Origin of the sequence: Ruegeria sp. AU67, assembly GCF_900312795.1 — a bacterium.
GTDB classification, from domain to species: domain Bacteria; phylum Pseudomonadota; class Alphaproteobacteria; order Rhodobacterales; family Rhodobacteraceae; genus Ruegeria; species Ruegeria atlantica.
On record NZ_OMPH01000020.1, the window covers coordinates 51999 to 67806 of the forward strand.

Below are 15808 nucleotides of genomic sequence, written 5' to 3' on the forward strand. Positions count from 1 at the left end.
GACAACCAGATTGCGAAGGCCAAGTTTCATGTTTGCAAAAACCGCCGGACAGATTGATTTTGACAAGGTCCTGATCGTCGATGACCATCCACTGTTTTGTGATGCTTTGTCGATGACGCTGCAAAGTGTCACTCGTATCGGTGAAATCCACACCGCAGATCGATTGGAAAACGCGATTGCTCTGATTGCCGGTGGGTTGCGACCAGATGCGGTCATACTGGACCTCAACCTGCCGGATGTGGACGGGCTTGAAGGTTTGGTGCGTGTCAAAGCGGCCACCGATGCACCGGTCATCGTGGTGTCGTCGATTTCAGAGAACCGCGTGATCAGTCAGGTGATCCGTGCGGGTGCCTCAGGTTATGTCCCCAAGCACAGCCAGCGAGACGTATTTCGTACAGCTTTCGAGACAGTTCATTCCGGAGACGTCTTCGTGCCAGACGGTTTTGCACTGATTGATGACGATGCGGATTCCGAACACAGCGACGCCGCCAATCGGCTTGCCACATTGACCAATCAGCAATCGCGCATTCTGCAGCTTATTTGTGAAGGCAAACTGAACAAGCAGATTGCGTTTGATCTGTCCATTGCCGAAACCACGGTCAAGGCGCATGTAACTGCAATCATGCGTAAACTCGGCGTGCAAAGCCGTACGCAGGCCGTACTGCTTGCCAAGAAGGCTTCTATTGCCAGCGTCTTGCAAGAATAAGCCCTCGCGCCATATCATATCAAAACGTTGCGCTTCAGGGAGGAGGGCAGGATGAACCAAGCAGTCGGGTGGACGACAGCTGCTGCCCGTGCGCCAGGTATCGTCAAAACGGGCTTTGTACATCGCAACACGGATCAGGCGATTGAAAAACTCGCGGGATCCTTAGGCGATGATCTTTTGTCCTTGGTTATTCTGTTCGTGAGCTCCGGCGCGGATGCGGCGGCGGTTATTTCCGAGGCAGTCGATGCTTTTGCGCCAACGCCTGTGATCGGATGCACCACAGCGGGCGAGCTTGCAGGTTGCGGCTATGGCGAAGATCAGATTGTCGCCATCGGATTACCGTCTTCGCATTTCGAGGTGCGCACCCTGTTGGTGCCCGACCTTGGGAATTTCTCAGCGCAGGACATCATCGACCAGATGATCCGCAACCGTAACGAAATGGCGGCGTCCGCACCGGATTGGAAACACGAGTTTTCCTTTTTGATGATCGACGGGTTGTCGACGAAAGAGGATGCGCTAACGTCGGAACTCGCCGTTGGACTGGGGCCGGTGCCCTTGTTTGGCGGGTCCGCAGGGGATGGAACCCATTTCGGCGCGACCTATGTGTTGACGGACGGTCAGGCCATGCAGAACGCGGCGATCCTGACGCAGGTTCGCACGCGCTGCCCGATCAAAGTGTTCAAGACGGATCACCTGTTGCCAACGGCGCGGCGTATGGTCGTCACCAAGGCCGATCCGGCAAACCGCATCGTGCAGGAAATCAACGCCGAGCCAGCCGCGCGCGAATATGCCCGTCTGCTTGGAAAAGACCCTGAGCAGCTGACGACCTTTACCTTCGCGGCCCACCCGCTGGTTGTGCAGATTGGCGGCCAGCATCATGTACGGGCCATCCAGCGCGTCGCGGGCAATGGTGATCTTGTGTTTTTTTCCGCGATTGATGAGGGGCTGGTGCTGACGCTGGCCGAACCTCGCGACATGGTTTCGCATCTCGAGGAAGAAATCGCTGCGCTGACACAGACCACCCATCCGGACACGATCCTGGGCTGCGATTGCATCCTGCGCCGGATGGAGGCACAGGAAAAGCAAAAGACGGGCGAGATTTCGCGACTGCTTGCTGAGAACCATGTCGTAGGGTTTTCGACCTATGGCGAGCAATTCAATTCGATCCATGTGAACCAGACGCTGACCGGCGTCGCGATTTACCCCCCGGAAGACGGGTAGGCGATGATTGAATCTCTGACCGACCCCAATGATCCGCTTGATCGGCAAAATGAAAAGCTGCTGAAAATCGTCGCGGCCCTGATGCGGCGGGTTGAAGAATCCACTGACGCCTCGGGCGCGGCTTACGCACAGTTTCAGCGGGCTGCCATGCTTGAACAGGAAGTGCGAGCGCGGACGGATGACCTTGAGCGGGCGTTGGACTTGCTCAACGACTCGAACGCGCGCCTCGCGCAGGCCAATCGGGAAACCGAAGCCGCCCGCGCAAACCTCGCCAATGCGATCGAGGCGGTGCAGGAAGGGTTTGCGCTGTTCAACCGGGATGAAGAAATGGTTCTGTGCAATAGCCGCTTTGGCCTGCATATGCCTGACATCCAAACCAAGCTGACACCGGGGCTGCGGTTCACCGATTATGTCGAGTTGGTCAGCCAGTCCAGGTTTCTGTCCCTGCCTGGAGTAGTTTCCCCAAAAGACTGGGTGCAACGGCGCATGGCGCGCCATGCTGAAGATCACGTTGTCTTTAACATCCGCCTTAGCGGCAACCGCTGGATGCAGGTGTCGGAACATCGGACGCCGGATGGCGGTACCGTTATTTTGCAGACGGATGTAACCGACATCATGCGGGTCGAACGGCAGGAGAGGGACCGTATCCTAGATGACAAGGCCCGGCTGATCCGCGCGACACTGGAACATATCGATCAGGGGGTCTGTATCTTTGATAGCAAGCTGCGTCTGGTCGGGTGGAACAACCGCGCCAGCGAGTTGTTGGCCATCCCCAACGCGCAATTTCAGATGGGGGCACCGTTCCAGGCGTTGTTTCACCGGTTAAGCGCGACCATCAGTTTTGAGGGCGGCGTGAGCGACGCTGACCTGCTGGCCTGGGTCAATCGCTCGACCGAGCGCCCGCCGTTGCAATTCCAGATGCACAGCGGTCGTGCCAAGATATTGTCAGTCTTCGCGCAGGAAATGCCGGATCGGGGTTTCGTGATTTCCTTCACCGATGTGACGGCTGAAAGAAAATCCGCACAAGCCCTGGTCGAGGCCAAGGAACTGTTGGAACAGCGCGTTGCATCGCGAACAATGGAGCTTGCTGACGCGCTGAACGAAGCAGAGCGTGCGAACGCATCAAAATCGCGCTTTGTCGCGGCCGCCAGCCATGATCTGCTGCAACCTCTGTCGGCTGCAAAACTCTACGTCTCGACATTGGGCAGTGGATTGGACAAGGCCGATGCGCGCGCTGTCGCGGTGAAAGCAGAGAGCGCCCTAAACAGTGTCGAACACATTCTTGACGCGCTGCTGGATATATCGAAACTGGATTCCGGACGGGCATCGGTTCACTTATCCTCGGTCCCGGTCGGTGAGCTTTTTTCCCAGATGGAGGACGCCTTTAGGCCCATGGCGCAAGCCAAGGGGCTTGGATTGCGATTTGTCGGTACCGATGCGGTTGTCAGAAGTGATGCCAGTTACCTGCGGCGTGTCCTGCAAAACCTGCTGTCAAATGCGATCCGGTACACGGAAACGGGTAGGGTTCTGGTTGGTGTAAGACGACTGGGGAAGACCGTTTCGATGCAGGTTTGGGATACAGGCATTGGGATCGCGCCTGACCAGAGAGACGTTGTTTTTCAAGAGTTTAAACGTGTTCATTCAGACGCCAGTGCGGCCGAAGGGATGGGTTTGGGCCTTGCCATTGTGGAACGCGCCTGTGGTTTGCTGAAACATCCGATAAATTTGCGGTCCGAACTGGGGCGCGGAACCGTTTTTTCAATCACGGTTCCATCAGCAGGCCAGGCACGCGATGCGCTGAATAGTGGTGAGCCGTCGATACAATCGCGCTCGGACGTGCTGCACAGGACGGTTGCCTTGCTGATTGAAAACGATGACAACCTGCGCGGGGCGCTGTGCATGACGATGGAAAACTGGGGCGTTCAGGTATTGGAAGCGGCCAGCAAAGATGAGGCGGCAAACCTGCTGCACGAGATCGGGATTTTACCGGATGTCATTGTCGCCGATTTTCAACTGGACGGCGGCAAGACCGGGACCGAAGCCATTGCCGAACTGACACGCGAATTCGGGCAACTGCCCGGTTGCATCATTTCCGCTGATCGTTCGACCGAATTGGCGGCCTCTTGCAAGACGGCAGGCTACCTTTTGCTGCACAAGCCGATTGATGCACAAAAGCTAAAATCAGCGTTAGAGGCTTCGGTCAGTTGACAGGTCAGGGCGTTGGTCGCTTGCCGACGGTGCGCATCATCTGACGGACGTAGAAATTTGGCGCCAGACGGTTCACCAAATTGGCGATCCGTGCGATCCGCCCGACTGGGATGTAGTCTTTACGTCGCCGATAACCTTGCAAAATCACCTGCGCCGCCGCTTCCGGCTCCATGTAGTCGATACCATCCGAGGCTGAGCCGGGACGAACGAACCCAGCGTCAGCAGTTTCGGGTCGCCCGATATTGGTCGCAACAAAGGATGGCGCGGCGATGGAAACGCGAACCCCGTGGGCGGATTCCTCGGCGCGAAGGGACTTAAAGAACCCCTCCATCGCGTGTTTGCTGGCTGCATAGGCGGTTCGATGGATGAGCGGTGCAAAACCCGCGACGGAAGAGATCGCAAGGTGCGTACCCTTGGCCTGCCTGATCGCATCCAGAAAATTCTGAGCGCAAGTAACTGCAGCGAAATAGTTGATTTCGAACATGTTTCGGTGTGAGGTCAAATCGCTGTCAGAAAAGGCAGAAATCTGCGAGACGCCCGCGTTGTAGATAACCAGATCTATGGAATCTCTTGCCGCAATGATCCGGGCGCAAGTGTCTTTGCACTGGTCCGCGTTGGTCAGATCACAGGCATAGGTGCTGACGTCATCCTGATTGGCAAGCGCGTCAAGTTCTTGCCCCGGTAAATCAATCAATGCGGTATGCCAACCGTCGGCCCTTAGCGCGGCGGACAACGCTCGGCCCAAGCCACCGGCGCCTCCGGTAATGACAGCGGTTCGTTTCATTGGGCAGCCTCCCACCAGCGATTGAACGCCTCGGCACTTGTGAATTTGGGGTTATAGCCGAATTCGCCTTTCAGCGCGGCATTGTTCAACACGGGGCGGTACAGAAGGAAACGCACTTGTTCTGGCCCATAGCGCGACAGACCCAGCGGGCGGGCAATAGACAGGGCAATTTTGACCACCGCAGGGGGCAACCAACGCACCGATTTGCCCATATGTGACGCGATCTGTGAGATGGTCAGCGCGCCGTCGCCGGCAACGTTGAAAACGCCGGCTGGCCCTTCTGTGGCCGCACGCACCAGTATATCGGCCAAGTCTTCATCCCAGATGAACACAAATGGGCTGTCGGACCCTTTCAAGCCCAGCAGACTGGGTTTGTGAAACAGAGCCGTTATCTGGTTTTCGACCTTGGGTCCCAGTACTGTGCCTACGCGCAGAACAACCTGTTCGAGGTCGGGCGTGGTTTGTCTGGCTTCGGCCAGCATTTCTTCGACCAGCCGCTTGTGCCAGGAATAGGCAAACTCCTGATTGCCTCGTATCGCATCCGTTTCGCGCAATGGAACCGGGTTATCGGCATGATACCCATAAGCGGCCCCCGAAGAGGTAACCACCAGACGCTTGACCCCGGCGGCAATCGCCGCATTCAGCACATTTCGGGTACCTTCGACATCAACCTGATATTCATGGTCTCGGGTCGAACTCGGACCGGGGGTCACGATGGATGCCAGATGAACGATGGTGTCCGGATCTTCAGCCAGAATGACGTTGAGAGGCGCGTTGCCGGTGACATCCATCCGTACGAACCGTGTATTTTTCGGCAAGTTGGCGGGCTCTTGAATATCGGTTGCGGTGATCGTGATGTCGGCACGACCGCCCAACCGATGCAGCAGGGCAGCTCCCACCGCGCCTGCGGCTCCGGTGATCAGGATGTGGCGCATTCGGGCACCTCTCGTCTTGCGAAGAAGGCGGCCAGAGCCAACCCCGAGATTGCGTGCCAGATGCCCCAAAGTGCGGCGGCCACCGCCATTCCGCCAAGCCCTCCGAAAAAGGCGAAAATCAGGATAAGGCCAAGGCCCGAGTTCTGTATCCCAGTTTCGATTGTGACAGACCGGCGGTCGCGTTCCGACAGATTAGCGGCCGTCGCGGTCAGATAACCGCCCATAAAAGCCAGCGCGTTATGCAGGATAACAATCCCGATGATCGCGGTCGCAAAATGCTGGAAAATTGCCCAGTTCGCGGCGAGCGCAACCATGATGAATGTGATGAAGATCGCCATCGAGAGCCACTGCATCGGGCGGCGGATTTTATCGGCGGCGGCTGTGAAGCGCGCATTGACCAGCATGCCAAGGATCAGGGGCAGGATCAGCATGAAACCGACCGTAATGGCCACTGCGACCGGGTCGATTTCTGTCCTTTGCAGGATTTCTCGTGTTGGGGTGTAAAAATTCCCCCACAGCGCAACATTAGCGGGCGTGATGATGATCGCGCCGACGGTCGCAAAGGCGGTCATCGACACCGAAAGCGCCACGTTTCCGCCAGCACGGTGCGTCATGAAATTCGAGATGTTCCCTCCCGGGCAGGCCGCTACAAGGATCAGCCCCATCGCGACCGACGGTAGTGGATTGACCACCAGCAGCATCAGAAACGTGATTGCGGGTAGAACCAAAAACTGGGACGCCAGCCCAATAAGCAACGGTTTCGGTCCGCGCAGGATCCGGCGAAAGTCATCCATCCTAAGATCCAGCGCGATTGAGAACATCACGACGGCAAGGATGACGTTCAGCAGCTTTAGGTTGCCTGCATCGAAGTTCAGCGCGACGTCGTCGATCCCGTTCATGACTGGGCCGCTTTCAACGCCGCGATCTGTCGGGTCACTTCACCGCGGTAGGTCGCTTTGTCGACGTAGTAAGCCATCCGGGGCAGGTCGATATAGTTCATGCCGCCGGTCGCACGTTCGAATTTTTCGGATTTCGTCGCGTGAATGGCCTTTGCGGCTGAGTTGCCGGATCTTAGCCCTGCGATATAGCGCGCCACCATTTCGGCCTGTTCGTGCCGTCCTTGCCACCCTAGGCCCGACGCCTCGATCATACCCAGGACGAACAGATCATCGCGGGTCGGGTGCATGCAGTTCAGGTACAAGTGCGGGGCGTCGCCCTGCCAGTTCAAGTGCGACTTGTCGATGAACGGGTAGTGCAACTTGTACCCGGTTGCGGCCAGAATCATGTCGTAGTCAGCACTGGTGCCATCACCGAAATGAACGGATTTGCCGTCAAATCTTTCAATGTCAGGGCGCACTTTCAAATCGCCATGCCCGGCGTGGAATAGGATCAGCGAATTGACGACGGGGTGGGACTCGTACAGGGCATAATCTGGCTTGGGAAAGCCATATTTCTGCGGATCACCCACGAACCATTTCAGGATTGCACCGTCGACTTTTCGTTTCAGCCACATGGGCAGTTTGATCTTCCCGCCCATCGTGTCGGCCGGAACACCGAAGACGTATTTGGGTACAAAATAGTACCCCCGGCGCATCGAGATATCGCAGGACTGCCCGTGGTGAATTGCGTCAACCGCGATATCGCAGCCCGAGTTTCCGGCCCCGATGACTAGAACCCGCTTGCCTGTGAATTGCGTCGGATAACGATAGTCCGAGGCGTGGATCAGCTCGCCTGAAAACTCTCCCTCAAACTTGGGTAGGTTGGGTTCGGACAAAGTGCCGTTGGCGATCAGGATACCCGCAAAGATCTGGCAGTGCTCAGTGCCTGCCTTGTCACGCCATTTCACCTCCCATCCGCCTGCGTCCAGCGGTGTGGTACTCAGGACCTCGGCACCAAAGAGATAGTGCTGGTACAGGTCAAATGCGTTTGCGAAATCGTGGAAATACGTCTTGAGCTCGCGATGTGATGGATACTCCGCCGTTTCTTCCTGCATAGGGAAGTCGGTGAATTCGGTCATCTTCTTTGACGATATGAGGTGGGCGGTCTCGTACATTGTAGACCGAGGGGCATCGATGTTCCACAGACCACCCACATCATCAGCCAGTTCAAATCCCTGAAATGGCACTCCCTGCTCGACAAGTGTCTTGGCCATTGCCAGACCCATGGGCCCAGCTCCGATCAGAGCAAAACACTCTTCCGGACGGGCCTTCACCGTGACCGGCTGGCCCGCTCCGACTTGCACCTGTTCCATCTGTATCTCCTCCTGCGACACTATTTATCTTGAACGAACGTTCGAAATAAGGCAAACTAGTTTTTGAAATGGCACAACACGCTATAAAAGAAAGAAAAAGGGCGCCCTCGCAGCGATCCATTGCGGCACGAGAACGTATTCTTGACGCCGCGGAACTGGTCTTTGCCGAGCAGGGATTCGACGGTGCCTCGATTCGCGACATCGCCGAACGGGCGCAGGTTCAGAAGGCCAACGTGAACTTTCACGGTGGTCCAAAGGACGAGCTTTTTGAACGCATCGTGACACGCCGCGCCAGCGAGCTATCGCAAGAGCGTCGTGAAGCCATCAGCCGATTGGAGGAGAGCGGCGATTGGGACGCCGCGGACCTGATGTCAGCCTTCATGAGGCCGCTGTTGACCCGCGCATTCAGCCATGACCCGCAGTGGCTGGCCTATGCGCGCATTGTGGCGATTGTTTCCGCTGATGCGCGCTGGCATACGCTGGCCAAAACCCATTTTGATCCCGTCGCCTCGCTGGTCGTTCAAAAGCTGTGCACAAAATACCCCAAGGCCGACCCGGCGAACGTTGCTGGGGCGCTGGTCTTTTCAGTGTCGTCCATGCTGGCGTTGTGCACGTCGGAATGGCGGATCGGGGCACTTTCCGACCCTGACCAAAAACGCGACGCCGAGGGCGCAATCTGGAACCTGTTGCAGTTCTGTCATGCTGGGCTCGCCGGTGTTTTGAATCCGTCAGGGTAATCCTGGAACGATCAAAAAACTTCGCCCCAACCCGCTCAACTTGAAGTTACGCATGGGACCATATCAAATGGTGCCGTGCGTTATTATCTAGTGATTAACCAAGATTAACGATTTGGAGCGTGGGCTGACATGACAGAGAAAAGGGACCGCCTGACTGCAGAGGAGGCGAGGGGGCTTCGGACGGCCAAAGAGCTTGAGGCGCATCTGGCTTGGTTGGACACGTTCACGCCCGCCGCTTTGGGTGTTTTGGCGATCGCTTCGGGAATTTACACTTACCTTGGTGTTTCGTCACTGTTGGAAGACAACGGCGCGGTGACCTTCTTCGCAGCGGTCGCATACTCGATCGCGGTGTCAGTCGGCATCTTTGTGTTCTGGAGCTATATGCTGCGCTTACTGCCGTCGATGCGCACGGCTAGCGGATTCATTGGCCTGACAATTTCGACGATTGTTGGATCCGTTGCAATCATCGCCATGTCCAGCTGGCTGAACGCCGCTGCCCTGGCCGGCGCGGCTGCGGTCGAACAGCACCTTGAAAACACTGTGCGCGACTACCAGGCGGCGCTTGAGCAAGCGCATGACATCGCACTCAGCGGACAGGCGCTGGGGCGCGAGGTCGAACGCGCGCGTCAAAGTTTCGAAGAACTGGCCGAGCTGGAGCAATCCGGTGATCTTTCGGGCACGGCAGGTCGCGGGGCTGTGTTTCGCGTGCTGACCCAAAAGGCCGAAGAGCTGCGCAATCTTGAAGAGCAGATCGCCAATCAACAGCCGCTGATCGAAGATGCGTTCCAGCAGGGCAACGAAATCCTTGCTCGAATGCGAGAGCTTACCGTTGCCCCGGGGCCGGTTGATCGCCGGTCAGTGCAGTTTTCCGAAGAAAGCGTCAAGCTGGCCGGCGTGATTTCGCGTCTGAACCAGTACAATGTGGCACCGCTTGTTGCGCGCGCAGCCGGAGATTTGCCGTCCTCGGTCGTGCTGCCCGAACTTGATGGGCGCAGTTCCGAGGTGCGCGATGCCCAGTCATCGACCATCAACTCGGTCCTGAACGCACTTGATCAGCGTGGCAAAACCCTTCGGACCGCCGCTGAAGAGGTTCTAGAGATCGAGCCGCCAATTGAGACGGCCTATAATCCCATTTCCAGTGCAGATGCGGTGATCAAGTATGCGCACAACTTTGTGCCGTCCTGGGCCGGAGCCATCGCAATCGACCTGCTGCCCGCCGTTCTTGTGTTCGTGTTGGCGATCACCCAGGCCGCTATCCGAAGCGGTAAGGACGGCATGAGCATTGAGGACACATTAACGCTGTCTGACCTTCGCGCGGCCATGAATGCGATGAAAGATGTCGAGGCGACGATGGGCGTCGCAGATGCCGCAATTCTTGATCGCGCCACACCGAAAAAAGACGGAACATGATGGGCTTCCTGTCCCGAATTGATGTGCGCAGGGGGCTGCGATACGTGCTGGTGTTCCAACTGGTGATCGCAGGTATTCTGATCATGTCCGACGTGGCCGACGTTGTCTCCAACCCATTCACGCCAAGGGTTGAACTGCCGACCGGCCCCATCTCACCTGGGGATCAGCGGCGCGAGTACCGCACCGATCGCACCGATCCGTCGCTGTTGCCGCAGGACCAACCGCTGGATGTGCCGTTGCCTCAGAACTTTCCCACGCGGTTGGAATTTACTGAAAAGCAAGCCGGTGATCTGGGGCGGGTCCTTCTGGTGAGTGGTCAGATCGAAACCGGCGATGCAGATCGGTTCGAAACCTATCTGACCGAAATGCAGGAACAACCCGACATGGTCGCGCTGCACAGCCCGGGCGGCCAAGTGTCCGAATCCTTGTTGATCGGCGCGCAGATACGCGAGGCCGGGTTGTCATCGGCCGTACTGCCCGGCGCGGTCTGCATGTCCGCCTGTCCGTATATACTGGCCGGTGGGGTCGCGCGGCTCGTGTCACTGCAGGGCATTGTCGGACTTCATCAGCATTACTATGACCAACCGCGCCTGATCCCCGTGGTCTTTGCCGTTGAAAGCATCCAAAAGGGGCAGGGCGAGACGATGCAGCATCTGATCGACATGGGCGTCGATCCTGCATTGATGTTGTATTCTCTGAACACGCCGCCGGATCAGATCTATGCCCTGGTAGAAGATGAGCTGACAAGCACCAGTATTGCAACGCAAATTCTGGAATGACAAAAGGACCCGACGCGCGGGCCCTTCTTATCAATTCTGCAAGGCAGAGATGAGCGCCTCGGCCAGCGGCAACGAGGAATAACCGTGTCGGGAGGGCGTCAGACCCAGCCGTACAACGACCAAGTCCTGGGTTGGAAACACGCCGATAAATTGCCCGTCATGCCCCTGAAGCCAGACGGCATCTGCATAGGGTGGTAACCCTCCCGGAGAATCCAGCCACAGATGACCTTTGGCGTACATTCCGTCAGATGCGGCAACGGGCTCAAACATCCAGTCCGTATAGCCCTCGGGCAGGATTTGTTGGTCGTTCCATTCGCCTTTCTGCAATAGCAGTTGCCCAAAGCGCGCCCAGTCACGTGCAGAGGCATACATATAGCTGGACCCGACAAACGTGTCTGCCGCGTCGGTCTCGAGTACGACGGATGTCATGCCCAATGGTTCGAACAGAGCCTTTTGCGGATAGGTCAGACTGCCATCCGGCAGCTTGTCCTGCCAGACGCGCGACAGGGCTGTGGTCGTCCCTGAAGAGTAGTTGAAATCCGCCCCAATCTCACTTTCCGCCGGGCGGCCCGAGACAAAACCTGCCATGTCATCATTGAGATACAGCATCTTGGTCACGTCCGAGACGTCGCCATATTCCTCATTCCATTGCAGGCCACTGGACATGGCCAGCATGTCCTTAAGGGTGATGTTTTTGCGTCCGTCCTGTGCCCAGTCCGGATAGCTGTCGGTCAGCGTATCCTCCAGCGACATCTGGCCGGATTTGATCAGGGTACCGATCAGGCCCGCAGTAACTGTCTTGGTCATCGACCACCCAAGCAAAGGCGTGTTTTCGTCAAACCCGTCCGCATAGGTCTCGCCAACGATACGCCCACCCCGCACGACAACCACGGCGCGGTATCCTTCGCCCAGAAGGGTGCTATCCGCCAGGATACGCGCGATTTCAGGGTCTTGTGACAGTTGTACTTCGTTACCGACGGGCCAGATTCCAGTGGGCCAGGGCTCAATCGCGGTCAGGGTCGCGTCGCTGAGCGTCGCGTTATGGACATTGGTGCAGCCAAGCCCCTCGCGATATTGCGAGGTCGCGGGGGCAAAGAACCGGAAAATCCGTGCCGTCACGGTTTGGGCTTCGGCGTCCACGTCGATCGAGATCTGCTTAAGCAGTGGATGCCCCGGGGCCTGAACATCGACGGTCAGAACTTCTTCCGCGTCGCGCCCGGCAATGAAGACGTTGGAACAGACGATCTTGGCCGAATAGTTCGTCCCAACCTTCAAGAGGTCAGGCGGGGCGATCAGCAGATAGCCCACAATAGCGACGACACCCAGAATAAGCGTGCCTGTGACGATTTTCAGCGCTTTGATGATCAATGGATTTTCGAACCGGTCGTACCGGCCCCCTCCCGTTTGTCTCCGGATGTCGTCCGAGTTAAGAGCGTATCGCCTTTGGTTGCCACCATTCCGTCGCGTTCGTTCTGCCCAATTTCGACTGTGGACCCGCCTTTTCGTTTCACTTGACCAAAGCCATGGGGTCGTCCTTGATGGTGACAAGCCCCGTCGGACACGCTGGCAACTGCACCGGCAAATCCGATTTTCTGGGCGCGATCAGGGAAGGTTCGCTTGAATGAGCCCTGTTTGGATGGACGCAAATGAAACGATTGCATGTCTGAAATCGAGATCTGGCTGGAAAAAAACGGCCTGTCAAAATACGCCGAGGCCTTCGCCCGTCATGAAATAGTGGTGGGTGATCTGCCTGAGCTGACAGAAGACGATCTTGTCGCAATTGGACTGCCGCTTGGGCCAAGGCGACGGTTTGCAAAAGCCTTGCGCGAACAATCCGGGGCTGGCGTTCCGTCGCTACATTCGACCCTCAGCCCGACAATCGTTGCCGAACGGCGGCAGTTGACTGTCATGTTCATCGACCTCGTCGGATCCACTGAGATCGCGCAGCGCTTGGACCCCGAGGATCTGGCCGAGGTTCTGCGCCTTTTCAAGGAATCCTGCGCGGCGGCTGTGGCTGCGTATGACGGCCATATCGCAAGTTATTACGGCGATGGCATTATGGTCTTTTTCGGCTTTCCGCATGCGCATGAGGATGACCCCGAACGCGCGATACGTGCGGGGCTGAGGATCATTCAGGAAATGCCGGAAGTTCGGACCCACGCAAAGCTCGAAGTGCGGATAGGGATCGCGACGGGGTTGGTCGTTGTCGGTGACCTGCGCGGTGAAAACATGTTCGAAGACGGCACCGCCATGGGCGAAACGCCAAACCTGGCAGCGCGCCTTCAGGCTATGGCCGATCCGGGCACTCTGATCGTCGCTCCGACCACGCACCAACTGGCAGGCGACGCGTTCGAGTATGTTTTGCGCGGTGCGTTCAAACTCAAAGGCTTCGCGAAAGAGGTCGAGGCCTGGCAGGTCACCGGAACACGAGAGACGATCAGCCGGTTCATGACGACGGACAGTACCGCGTTGCGCCCGTTGATTGGACGCGACCCGGAGTTTGACATTCTGCGCAGCAAATTGGCGCTGGCCCGGGCAGGCCAGGGGCAGGTCGCATTGGTATCCGGCGAAGCAGGTATCGGTAAATCCCGCTTAATCGAAGAACTGCGGTTGGGTGTTGCCAAGGCAGAAGCGTTGCAAGTGCGGTTTCAGTGCTCACCATATCATGAGACAAGTGCGCTCTACCCTGTGATCCGTCAGATTGAAAACGCTGCGGACCTGCGTGTTGAAGATACAGGAAGTGTCCGGCTCAGGAAAATTGCCAAACATCTGGAAGATCCGCCTGACCACAGTGTGAAGCTGGCAGCGGCGCTTCTGTCTGTTCCATTCGAAGACCAACTTGGTTCGCTTGATCTGACGCCACAGCAAGTCATGGATCAGACCTTGGACATGTTAGCCGGTCAGCTTATTGCACGGGCCGCGCGAAAGCCCATACTGTGCCTCATTGAAGACGCGCATTGGATTGATCCGACGACGAAAACCTTGCTTGACCGGATCGTGTACAGAATTCAGGAAGTACCGGTTCTGATCGTCATGACGTACCGGACGGCTTTTGATCCGGATTGGGCCGCCAAGCCCAACGTCACTCATGTCCCTCTCCGGCAGTTGGATTTCGCGCAGGTCCGCGAGATTGTTCATCAGGTGGCTGGGGATAAGCCGATCTCGCCCGAAATGTTCGGCGTGATCGCGGGGCGGACGAACGGTATTCCCCTCTATGTTGAAGAGGTGACAAAAGATTTGCTGGAATCCGGTCAATTGGCCGATCGGGCAGATGCACTTGGATTGGATGGCGCGCCCGGTCCTGCCCCTTTGGTCCCCAGCACGTTACAGGATGCGTTGATGGCGCGATTGGACCGTTTGAGTTCGGCGAAGGAAGTCGCACAAATCGGTTCCGTGATCGGTCCGCATTTCACCTATCAATTGATTTCCGGCGTGTCCGGGTTTGGGGATAAGGCGTTGCGCGCGGGTCTGGATCTGCTGGTCGACGCGGGCATTGTCACTGTGACGCAGAAAAAGGCAGAAGAGACATTTGCCTACCGTCACGCTCTTATTCGTGACACGGCCTATAACAGCCTCCTGAAAAGCGAACGCCGCGGGTTGCATGCGCGCGTAGCAGAGGCCTTGCATCACGGAACGCATAGTCACGCAGATGCAGGCCCCGAAGTTCTGGCGCACCACTACACCATGGCGAAAATGCCCCGCGAGGCCATCGAACAGTGGCACCTTGCAGGCCAACGCGCAGCCGAGCGCTCTGCGAATGTCGAAGCGGTGACCCAGCTGGGACATGCGATACAGCAGTTGCACGAATTGGAAAGCAGCGTTGAACGTGACCGCAAAGAGGTCGAGATACAAGTGCTTCGCGCGGGTGTGACCCGTTCGACGGCTGGCATTGCCGCCGACGAAACGGGCGCTGTCTATGCCCGAATTCGAAAGCTGTGCAATCGCTTGGACGAGACCGAGAACCTGTTTCCTGTTCTCAATGGCCTTTATTCGTTCCATTTGGTGCGGGCCGAATATGATTTGGCAAAGGACGCAGCGCGGCAAATCCTCGATCTGGCAGGTCAGTCTGACGAGGCGCATCATGTCATGATTGCCCATCGCGCGATGGGGGCGGTTTTGCTGCATATCGGTGATCTGGGCGCGGCGCATGAACACCTACAGTTGGCGCTGGACCTTTATCAACCCGACCTGCATGGACGGCTTGCTTATGTCTACGGATCCGACCACGCAGCGATAACGTCGTGTTTTTTAAGCATGGCGCTGTGGTTGAAAGGCGATCCTGACCGAGCCGTTGATATCCAGCGAAGGGCCGTCGATGCCGCCAAGGACCTAAAGCATGCCCACAGTATCGCCCAGGCGCTGACCTATCTTTGCATGTTGCATACTTTGCGTCGTGAACCGGATCATGTTTTGAAAGCCGCTCAACAGCTTGAAGAGGTGTCCGAGAGGCACTCGTTTACCTTCATGACTGTTACTGCCAATCTGTGGCGCAGTTGGGCGACTGCTTATGATGTGCCGACCTTTAACAACATCAGCGCGGTACGTCAGGCGGCCGAGGCCTGGTGGGACAGCGGTGCGGGGAACTACAAACCGTTCCTTTTGACTTTGATCGCCGAGCTGATTTTGAAAGCCGGTGATCCCGAGGGTGCCCAGCAGGTATTGTTCGAGGCACGCAAGCACCAGAAACTAACCAACGAAGGCTGGGCTCAGGTGGAAACGGACCGGGTTCAGGCGCGTTTACTGCAGCAGCAAGAGGCCGCGAAGTAGCGGTCGATCC

At 57.3% G+C, this 15808-nt stretch carries 12 protein-coding genes; 7 read left to right on the plus strand and 5 right to left on the minus strand.

Going from position 1 to position 15808, the window contains the following annotated elements; all coding sequences use genetic code 11:
• Positions 1 to 28: 28 nt before the first annotated feature.
• Genes DK510_RS09920 through DK510_RS09930 form a run of 3 tightly spaced genes read left to right on the plus strand, consistent with a single transcriptional unit; the run spans position 29 to position 4135 of the window.
• The gene (locus DK510_RS09920; protein ID WP_109311939.1) at positions 29 to 706 is read left to right on the plus strand and encodes a response regulator transcription factor; all 678 of its coding nucleotides are present in this window, start codon (positions 29 to 31) and stop codon (positions 704 to 706) included.
• A 51-nt stretch (positions 707 to 757) separates the two neighbouring features.
• Positions 758 to 1927, plus strand: coding sequence for an FIST N-terminal domain-containing protein (locus DK510_RS09925; RefSeq protein WP_109311940.1), 1170 nt, complete (start codon positions 758 to 760; stop codon positions 1925 to 1927).
• A gap of 3 nt (positions 1928 to 1930) precedes the next feature.
• The gene (locus DK510_RS09930) at positions 1931 to 4135 is read left to right on the plus strand and encodes a PAS-domain containing protein (RefSeq protein ID WP_109311941.1); all 2205 of its coding nucleotides are present in this window, start codon (positions 1931 to 1933) and stop codon (positions 4133 to 4135) included.
• Between the two features lie 4 nt (positions 4136 to 4139).
• Here DK510_RS09930 and DK510_RS09935 read toward each other — a convergent pair whose 3' ends face one another.
• From DK510_RS09935 to DK510_RS09950, 4 genes are read right to left on the minus strand one after another with little or no spacing between them, the layout of a single operon-like run.
• Complete coding sequence (locus DK510_RS09935; RefSeq protein ID WP_109311942.1) at positions 4140 to 4919, minus strand: SDR family oxidoreductase; 780 nt, start codon at positions 4917 to 4919, stop codon at positions 4140 to 4142.
• The gene (locus tag DK510_RS09940) at positions 4916 to 5854 is read right to left on the minus strand and encodes an SDR family oxidoreductase (RefSeq protein ID WP_109311943.1); all 939 of its coding nucleotides are present in this window, start codon (positions 5852 to 5854) and stop codon (positions 4916 to 4918) included. Before DK510_RS09940 ends, DK510_RS09935 begins: the two co-directional genes overlap by 4 nt.
• Positions 5839 to 6753 carry a bile acid:sodium symporter family protein gene (locus tag DK510_RS09945; RefSeq protein WP_109311944.1) on the minus strand — a complete coding sequence of 305 codons (915 nt, stop codon included), beginning with the start codon at positions 6751 to 6753 and terminating at the stop codon, positions 5839 to 5841. Before DK510_RS09945 ends, DK510_RS09940 begins: the two co-directional genes overlap by 16 nt.
• Positions 6750 to 8105 carry an NAD(P)/FAD-dependent oxidoreductase gene (locus tag DK510_RS09950; RefSeq protein ID WP_109311945.1) on the minus strand — a complete coding sequence of 452 codons (1356 nt, stop codon included), beginning with the start codon at positions 8103 to 8105 and terminating at the stop codon, positions 6750 to 6752. The genes DK510_RS09945 and DK510_RS09950 overlap by 4 nt, the downstream gene beginning before the upstream one ends.
• A 68-nt stretch (positions 8106 to 8173) precedes the next feature.
• Here DK510_RS09950 and DK510_RS09955 point away from each other — a divergent pair, with 68 nt between their 5' ends.
• The 3 genes from DK510_RS09955 to DK510_RS09965 all read left to right on the plus strand — a co-directional run bounded on the left by DK510_RS09955 (position 8174) and on the right by DK510_RS09965 (position 11031).
• Positions 8174 to 8842: a TetR/AcrR family transcriptional regulator gene (locus DK510_RS09955; protein WP_109311946.1), complete on the plus strand. Its 669-nt coding sequence runs from the start codon at positions 8174 to 8176 to the stop codon at positions 8840 to 8842.
• Positions 8843 to 8971: 129 nt separating this feature from the next.
• Positions 8972 to 10252 (plus strand): hypothetical protein, encoded by a 1281-nt coding sequence (locus DK510_RS09960; protein ID WP_109311947.1) that lies wholly within the window; start codon positions 8972 to 8974, stop codon positions 10250 to 10252.
• On the plus strand, positions 10249 to 11031 hold the full coding sequence (locus tag DK510_RS09965) for a hypothetical protein (RefSeq protein ID WP_160116497.1): 783 nt from the start codon (positions 10249 to 10251) through the stop codon (positions 11029 to 11031). Before DK510_RS09960 ends, DK510_RS09965 begins: the two co-directional genes overlap by 4 nt.
• Positions 11032 to 11061: 30 nt before the next feature.
• On the opposite strand, the gene DK510_RS09970 is transcribed toward DK510_RS09965, so the two are convergent.
• A complete protein-coding gene (locus DK510_RS09970) occupies positions 11062 to 12399 on the minus strand; it encodes a serine hydrolase (protein ID WP_109311949.1) in 1338 nt (445 codons plus the stop codon).
• Between the two features lie 291 nt (positions 12400 to 12690).
• On the opposite strand from DK510_RS09970, the gene DK510_RS09980 reads away from it, so the two are divergent.
• Entirely contained in the window at positions 12691 to 15798 is a 3108-nt protein-coding gene (locus DK510_RS09980) for an adenylate/guanylate cyclase domain-containing protein (RefSeq protein ID WP_109311951.1), read from the plus strand.
• Positions 15799 to 15808 lie beyond the last annotated feature (10 nt).

What these genes read in the sequence shown, in the direction of transcription:
- DK510_RS09920 (WP_109311939.1), top strand. Translation starts at nt 29, where the DNA reads ATGTTTGCAAAAACCGCCGGACAGATTGATTTTGACAAGGTCCTGATC.
- DK510_RS09925 (WP_109311940.1), top strand. Translation starts at nt 758, where the DNA reads ATGAACCAAGCAGTCGGGTGGACGACAGCTGCTGCCCGTGCGCCAGGT.
- DK510_RS09930 (WP_109311941.1), top strand. Translation starts at nt 1,931, where the DNA reads ATGATTGAATCTCTGACCGACCCCAATGATCCGCTTGATCGGCAAAAT.
- DK510_RS09935 (WP_109311942.1), bottom strand. Translation starts at nt 4,919, where the DNA reads ATGAAACGAACCGCTGTCATTACCGGAGGCGCCGGTGGCTTGGGCCGA.
- DK510_RS09940 (WP_109311943.1), bottom strand. Translation starts at nt 5,854, where the DNA reads ATGCGCCACATCCTGATCACCGGAGCCGCAGGCGCGGTGGGAGCTGCC.
- DK510_RS09945 (WP_109311944.1), bottom strand. Translation starts at nt 6,753, where the DNA reads ATGAACGGGATCGACGACGTCGCGCTGAACTTCGATGCAGGCAACCTA.
- DK510_RS09950 (WP_109311945.1), bottom strand. Translation starts at nt 8,105, where the DNA reads ATGGAACAGGTGCAAGTCGGAGCGGGCCAGCCGGTCACGGTGAAGGCC.
- DK510_RS09955 (WP_109311946.1), top strand. Translation starts at nt 8,174, where the DNA reads ATGGCACAACACGCTATAAAAGAAAGAAAAAGGGCGCCCTCGCAGCGA.
- DK510_RS09960 (WP_109311947.1), top strand. Translation starts at nt 8,972, where the DNA reads ATGACAGAGAAAAGGGACCGCCTGACTGCAGAGGAGGCGAGGGGGCTT.
- DK510_RS09965 (WP_160116497.1), top strand. Translation starts at nt 10,249, where the DNA reads ATGATGGGCTTCCTGTCCCGAATTGATGTGCGCAGGGGGCTGCGATAC.
- DK510_RS09980 (WP_109311951.1), top strand. Translation starts at nt 12,691, where the DNA reads ATGTCTGAAATCGAGATCTGGCTGGAAAAAAACGGCCTGTCAAAATAC.